Here is a 2,946-nt window from a genome sequence, read left to right as displayed (position 1 = left end):
GCGGGTTCGATGCGCGGGCGCAGCGCATTCGTCGCGGTGGCCGGCGCCGCGCCGTCCGCGGCCATCTGCGTGCGCACTTCGTCGATCGCGGTGAACTCGAAGCCAGGCAGTGACAAGGCGGCACCGAGTGCGCGCAGTACCTTCCAGCCCGGGCGCGCATCGCCGGGCATCTTCGCCGCGGGCGCGAGCACCTGGGTCGTGCCGTCGACGTTCGTGTAGCTGCCGTCGATCTCCGGCGGCAGGCCGATCGGCAGCACCGCGTGCGCGGTCCGCTGCACGCCGTTGCACGCGTACGCACCGATGTAGACGCAGAACTGCGCCTCGGTGCGCGCGCGATCGAACGCGGCAGGCGCGCTCGTGTCCTGCGATCCGGTGTGATAGACGACGAGATGCTTCGGGGGATTGGCGAGCAGCGCGCCGGCGTCGCGCCCGCCCTGGCGCGGCTGCGCGCCCGCACGCGCGAGGCCGATCGCGTTCGCGCCGCCCGGGATCTCGTTCACCGCCGAGTGGGTTGCCTTCGCGACGATGCGCGCGGCCGCGCGCAGCGACGACGCGTTCGGATGGTTGAGCGCCGTCTCGCCGAGGACGATGACCGAATCCGGCGCATCGGCGAGCAGCTTGAGCAAGGCCTGGGCCTTCGCGTCGGCGGCCAGGCCAGATATCGACTGCGCGAGCGCGGTCGATTCAGGCAAGTGGCCGGCGTCGTTGGCAGCCTTGGCGAGGCCGAGCAGCGCATCGAGCATCGCGGCCGGCGTCACGACCGTCTTGCCTGCGAGCTCGAAATTGAGGTCGAAATCGATCGGATTGATCGCGTGCACCTTCGCGCCGGCGCGCACTGCCTTGCGGATGCGCTGCGCAAGCAACGGAATTTCATGGCGCGGGTTGCAGCCGACCAGCAGGATCGCCTTCGCCCTGTCGATTGCCGCGACCGGCATCTCGAACGGCGCCGCGACCGGCGCATCGGCGAAGTCGAGCGCGCGAAGGCGATGGTCGACGTGATCGCTGCCGATGCCGCGCAGAAGCCTGCCGAGCAGGTAGCCCTCCTCGCTCGACGTGAGCGGCGCGACGAGCGCGCCGACGTCGCCGCGCGCGTCGCGCAGGCGATCGGCGACGAACGCGAGCGCCTCGGTCCACGTCGTCTCGACGAGCTCGCCGTCGCGGCGGATCATCGGCTTGAGCGCACGGTCCTTCGCGCGCAGGCCGTCGTTCGAATAGCGGTCGCGATCCGACGCCCAGCACTCGTTGATCGCCTCGTTGTCGCGCGGTACCGCACGCAGCACTTCGCCGCGACGCGTATGCAGCCAGAGGTTGCCGCCGAGCGCGTCGTGGTAGCCGATCGATTCGCGCGCGATGAGCTCCCACGCGCGCGCCTTGAAGCGGAACGGCTTGTTGGTCAGCGCGCCGACCGGGCAGACGTCGATCACGTTGCCGGACAGTTCGCTCATGAGCGGCTTGCCGACGTAGGTGCCGATCTGCAGGCGCTCGCCGCGCTCCATGCCGCCGAGTTCGTACGTACCCGCGATGTCGGCCATCACGCGCACGCAGCGCGTGCACTGGATGCAGCGCGTCATCTCGGTCTCGACGAGCGGGCCGAGATCCTCGTCCGCCACCACGCGCTTCCTCTCGACGAAGCGCGACACCGAGCGGCCGTAGCCCATCGACAGGTCCTGCAGTTCGCACTCGCCGCCCTGGTCGCAAATCGGGCAGTCGAGCGGATGATTGATCAGCAGGAACTCCATCACGTTGCGCTGCGCCGAAAGCGCACGCTGCGACTGCGTCTGGATCTTCATGCCGTCGGCGACCGGCGTCGCGCACGCCGGCTGCGGCTTCGGCATCGGCTTGCCGCCCATCTCGACTTCGACCATGCACATGCGGCAGTTCGCGGCGATCGGCAGCTTTTCGTGGTAGCAGAAGCGTGGGATCGTGATGCCCGCCTTGTCGGCAGCGGCGATGATCATCGAATTCTTCGGCACGACCATCGACGTGCCGTCGATCTCGATCGTGACGTGGTCCGGCGGCACGCCGGGTGCGGCGGGTTGGGCGCTCATGCTGAAGCCTCGAGGCTTGAAACACGGAGCACGGCAGGCGCAGCGAGGAAGCCCGAGCTCCTCTCCATGTCCTGCGTGCGCCCCGTGTCGAAATCTACTTCGTGATTCATGCCGCGACCCCGACCGGCGCATCGACGATCGAGCGGCCGTTGCGGATGAAGTACTCGAACTCGTTCCAGTAGTGGCGCAGCATGCCCTGCACCGGCCACGCCGCGGCCTCTCCGAATGCGCAGATCGTGTGGCCTTCGATCTGGCCCGCGGCGGCCTTGAGGATGTCGAGGTCGCCGAGTTCGGCCTTGCCTTCGACGATGCGCGTGAGCATGCGGTACATCCAGCCGGTGCCCTCGCGACACGGCGTGCACTGGCCGCACGACTCGGCGTAATAGAAGCGCGCGATGCGCTGGCACGCGCGCACCATGCAGGTGGTCTCGTCCATCACGATGACCGCGCCCGAGCCGAGGCCGGAGCCGGCCTTCTGGATCGCGTCGTAGTCCATCGTCAGGCCCAACATCGTCTCGCCCGGCAGCACCGGCATCGATGAGCCGCCCGGGATCACCGCCTTGAGCTTGCGGCCGTGACGCATGCCGCCGGCCATCTCGAGCAGGTCCTTGAACGGCGTGCCGAGGCGGATCTCGTAGTTGCCCGGCTTGTTCACGTGGCCGGACACCGAGAAGATCTTCGGCCCGCCGTTGTTCGGCTTGCCGAGATTGAGGAACCAGTCGGCGCCCTTGTTGAGGATCGCGGGCACCGACGCGTAGGTTTCGGTGTTGTTGATCGTCGTCGGCTTGCCGTACAGGCCGAAATTCGCCGGGAACGGCGGCTTGAAGCGCGGCTGGCCCTTCTTGCCCTCGAGCGACTCCATCAACGCGGTTTCTTCGCCGCAGATGTAGGCGCCGGC

2 protein-coding genes are annotated in these 2,946 nt (G+C 68.5%); both read right to left on the bottom strand.

The genetic code is table 11. From position 1 onward, the window contains the following. Window positions 1–2,048 (bottom strand): NADH-quinone oxidoreductase subunit NuoG (nuoG, locus tag VI238_RS11405; protein ID WP_331651405.1); only part of this gene is annotated, 2,048 nt, incomplete at its 3' end. 106 nt (window positions 2,049–2,154) lie between these two features. Next, the coding region (locus tag VI238_RS11400; protein WP_331651403.1) for a complex I 51 kDa subunit family protein at window positions 2,155–2,946 on the bottom strand (792 nt) is incomplete at its 5' end.

It is taken from the genome of Dokdonella sp. (genome assembly GCF_036518555.1).
In the GTDB taxonomy this organism is placed as follows: Bacteria; Pseudomonadota; Gammaproteobacteria; order Xanthomonadales; family Rhodanobacteraceae; genus Dokdonella_A.
Note: the sequence above shows the minus strand (reverse complement) of the source record. Positions and strands in the feature narration are given on the sequence as shown.